Raw genomic sequence first — 3,939 nt, 5'->3', positions numbered from 1 at the left:
GGATCGTGCGCTCCGGCTCGCCCTGGCCGGGTCCGGAGGACAGCAGCCGCAGGTCGTTGCAGCCCTTGGAGAGCTTGACCGCGATCCGCTTGAGCACGCCGGACATCTGGACGAACGCCCCGCAGTCCTGGGTCGCCTCGACCAGGTTGGCGGCGGTGACCAGGGGCAGCCCGGTGATCTCGGCGAGGTGCCGGCGGGCCGACTCGGCGTATCCGGCGGGCGCGTTGAGGCCGGTACCGATGGCCGTGGCGCCGAGGTTGATCTCGTGGATCAGCTCGACGGCCTCGGCGAGCCGGCTGCGGTCCTCGTCGAGCATCACGGCGAAGGTGGAGAACTCCTGCCCGAGCGTCATGGGCACCGCGTCCTGCAACTGCGTACGGCCCATCTTCAGCACGTCGCGGAACTCGACGGCCTTGCGCCCGAAGGAGTCCTGCAGCACGGCCATCGCCCGGAGCAGCCCGCGTACCGCGTACACGGTCGCTATCTTGACGGCGGTCGGGTAGACGTCGTTCGTCGACTGCCCCAGGTTGACGTCCTCGTTGGGGTGCAGGTACCGGTACTCCCCCTTCTGATGCCCCATCAACTCCAGCGCCCGGTTGGCGACGACCTCGTTGGCGTTCATGTTCGTCGACGTACCGGCACCGCCCTGGATGACGTCGACGACGAACTGGTCGTGCAGCTTGCCGTCCCGTATCTCCCGGCAGGCGGCGACGATCGCGGCGGCCTTCTGCGGCGCCAGCAGCCCGAGCTCCTCGTTGGCGAGGGCAGCGGCCTCCTTGACGGCGGCCAGGGCCTCGATCAGATGCGGGTACGCGGAGATCGCCATACCGGTGATCGGGAAGTTCTCGGTCGCCCGCAGGGTGTGCACACCCCAGTAGACGTCGAGGGGCACGTCCCGGTCACCGAGCAGATCGTGTTCACTACGGCTGGTCATGGGTCCTGTTCCAAGAAAGTGAGGGTAAAGCGCCCCTTCGGGGCGCTGGGGGTGCCCCCGGCCGAAGGCTGGGGGAGGAACTGCGCGACCGGCCACACCCGGCCCGCAGCCGCAGAACGACAAGTCCACGCAAACGACTAGGCGCAGGTCGAAACAGACACCGGCTCCAGCGAACGAACGGGCCGCACACACCCGACCGGCCGCCCCCCACCGAGCAACGCCTGACCGGCGAACCCGGTCAGCAGCCCCGGATCGACCCCGGCCCGCGCCAACGCCGCCGCGGCGACCGGCACCCGCGCCCGATCCGCCCCGTCGGCGATCTTCACGGCCACCGCCCGGCCGTCCGCCAGCGCAGCGACCTGCACGCCCTCGAAGCCGTCCTTGGCGAGCAGTCCCGGCACGGCCGCCATCAGCGCGGCCACGTCACGCCCCGCACCGGACGCCATCTCCGCGTGCTCCCGCATCGCGTCGGCGACCCGCGCCTCGGGCGTACCCGGCGCGGCGGCGGCGATCCGCGACACCGCGCGGGCCAGCCCGTGCAGGGAGATGGAGAACAACGGCGCCCCGCAACCGTCCACGGTCGTCGCCGCCACCCGCTGCCCGGTCAGGTCCTCGACGATCTCGGCGATCGCCTGCTGGAGCGGATGCGCCGGATCGAGGTAGTCGTCCAGCGACCACCCGTTCAGCTTCGCGGTCCACAGCATCGCCGCGTGCTTGCCGGAACAGTTCTGCGCGAGCCGCGAGGGCTGCCGGCCCTCGCGGATCCAGGTGTCCCGGACGGCGGCACCGTACGGCATGTCGGGAACGTTGCGCAGGTCGTCCTCGGTCAGTCCGGCGAGGCCGAGGATGCGCCGGGTCCCGGCGAGGTGGCGTTCCTCGCCGGAGTGGCTGGCGGCGGCCAGGGAGAGCAGGTCGCCGTCGAGGGGCAGCCCGGCCCGCAGCATCGCCACGGCCTGGACGGGCTTGAGGGCCGAGCGCGGGTAGAACGCGGCCTCGATGTCGCCGAGCTGGAACTGGACCCGGCCGTGGGCGTCGAGGACGACGACGGAACCGTAGTGGATGCCCTCCACGACCCCGCCGCGGATGAGGTGGGCGACGGGGGCGTGGAGGGGTTCACGGACGATGGGTGCGGCCGCGGGGGAACTGCTGTACATCATTTCCTGGTCTCGGGTGAGTCGGGGCGGACCCGGGCGCGGTTCACGCGCCGGTTCCGGCGGACGAGCGCGCCAGGCGGCCGCGGATGGCGTACCAGCCGGCGACCAGCGCGGCGACGATCAGCGGCAGGCACAGCACGGTGGTGCGGCCGGCGCCGCCGTCGGCGTACATGAGGACCAGGACGGAGGCGAGGAACGCCAGCGTCACGATCTCGGTCCAGGGGGAGCCCGGCAGTCGGTAGCCGGGGCGGGTGAGTTCGCCGTTCTGGGTCTTCCGCCAGAAGAGCAGGTGGCAGAGCATGATCATGCCCCAGGTGGCGAGGATGCCGATCGCCGCGAAGTTGAGGACGATCTCGAAGGCGTCGGCGGGGACCACGAAGTTGAGGCCGACGCCGAGGACGCAGATGCTGCTGGTGAGCAGGATGCCGCCGTACGGGACCTGGCTGCGGCTCATCTTCGCGGTGAACTTCGGGGCGGAGCCGTTGACGGCCATGGAGCGCAGGATGCGGCCGGTGGAGTAGAGGCCGGAGTTGAGCGAGGACATGGCCGCGGTGAGGACGACGAGGTTCATCACGCCGCCGGCCGCCGGGACGCCGATGTGGGAGAGCACGGTGACGAAGGGGCTCTGCCCGGCCGTGTACTTGTTCCAGGGCAGCAGCATCGACAGCAGGACCACCGAGCCGACGTAGAACAGGCCGACGCGCCACATGATCGAGTTGATCGCCTTCGGCGTGATCTTCTCGGGGTTCTCGGTCTCACCGGCGGCGACGCCGACCAGCTCCACCGAGGCGTAGGCGAAGACGACGCCCTGGATGATCAGCAGCATCGGGAGCAGCCCGTTGGGGAAGACGCCGCCGTTGTCGGTGATCAGGGACGGGCCGGGGGTCGCGCCGTCCACGGGGTGCTGGGTGACCAGCAGGAAGATGCCGATGACCATGAAGACGACCAGGGCGCTGACCTTGACGATCGCGAACCAGAACTCCAGTTCGCCGAAGATCTTCACCGAGATCAGGTTCACGGTGAGGACCACGGCCAGGGCTATCAGGGCGATCACCCACTGCGGGATGTCGGAGAACATGCCCCAGTAGTGGGTGTAGGTGGCGACCGCGGTGATGTCGGCGATACCAGTGGTGGCCCAGTTCAGGAAGTACATCCAGCCGGCCGTGTAGGCGCCCTTCTCGCCCATGAACTCCCGGGCGTACGACACGAAGGCGCCGGAGGACGGGCGGTACAGGACGAGTTCGCCGAGGGCGCGTACGACGAGGAACGCGAAGATCCCGCAGACCGCGTACGCGACGAAGAGGGAGGGTCCCGCGTCCGCGAGGCGGCCGCCGGCGCCGAGGAAAAGGCCGGTGCCGATGGCGCCGCCGATGGCGATCATGTTGACGTGCCGGTGCTTCAGCGACTTGCTGTAGCCGTGGTCCCCGGCGTCGACGTGACGGGACGAGGAGCGCGTCTCGTCTTTGAGGTGCTGTTCGCTCACGCCTCGGTTCCGCCTTCCTTGTGCTGGTCCGTGCGCGCGGGGCGCACGATGTGGGTGAGGGTGGTCTCGACGCGGTCCAGGTGGTGGCTCATGGCGTCCACGGCGTCGGGTTCGGAACCGTCCATCAGCGCTTCGACGATGGCCCGGTGCTCCCGGTTGGACTGCTCGCGGCGGAATCCGCCCAGTTCGTTGAGGAAGGCCGACTGACGCGCCAGTGCGTCCCGGATCTCCTCGATGACCCGGCGGAACACCGGGTTCTGGGCGGCCTCGGCCACGGCCAGGTGGAAGAGGGTGTCCATCGCGACCCACGCGGTGGTGTCCGTCTCCCGTTCCATGCGGTCGAGCAGATGGGCCAGGTGGTCCCGTTC

Annotated in this window: 4 protein-coding genes; all 4 read right to left on the bottom strand. The window is 70.0% G+C overall.

Annotated elements, in window-relative coordinates; genetic code table 11:
• Positions 1–934 (bottom strand): lyase family protein (locus tag ABZ646_RS42270; protein WP_360531812.1); only part of this gene is annotated, 934 nt, incomplete at its 3' end.
• 137 nt (positions 935–1,071) lie between these two features.
• Positions 1,072–2,088 carry an asparaginase gene (locus ABZ646_RS42265; protein WP_360531815.1) on the bottom strand — a complete coding sequence of 339 codons (1,017 nt, stop codon included), beginning with the start codon at positions 2,086–2,088 and terminating at the stop codon, positions 1,072–1,074.
• Between the two features lie 43 nt (positions 2,089–2,131).
• Entirely contained in the window at positions 2,132–3,571 is a 1,440-nt protein-coding gene (locus ABZ646_RS42260; protein ID WP_360531809.1) for an amino acid permease, read from the bottom strand.
• Positions 3,568–3,939 (bottom strand): FCD domain-containing protein (locus ABZ646_RS42255; RefSeq protein ID WP_360531806.1); only part of this gene is annotated, 372 nt, incomplete at its 5' end. The genes ABZ646_RS42255 and ABZ646_RS42260, both read right to left, overlap by 4 nt.

This window comes from Streptomyces sp. NPDC007162 (assembly GCF_040634175.1).
Taxonomy (GTDB): domain Bacteria; phylum Actinomycetota; class Actinomycetes; order Streptomycetales; family Streptomycetaceae; genus Streptomyces.
The sequence above is the reverse complement of the archived record's forward strand: the minus strand, read 5'-3'. Positions and strand labels throughout refer to the sequence as shown.

What these genes read in the sequence shown, in the direction of transcription:
- ABZ646_RS42265 (WP_360531815.1), bottom strand. Translation starts at nt 2,088, where the DNA reads ATGTACAGCAGTTCCCCCGCGGCCGCACCCATCGTCCGTGAACCCCTC.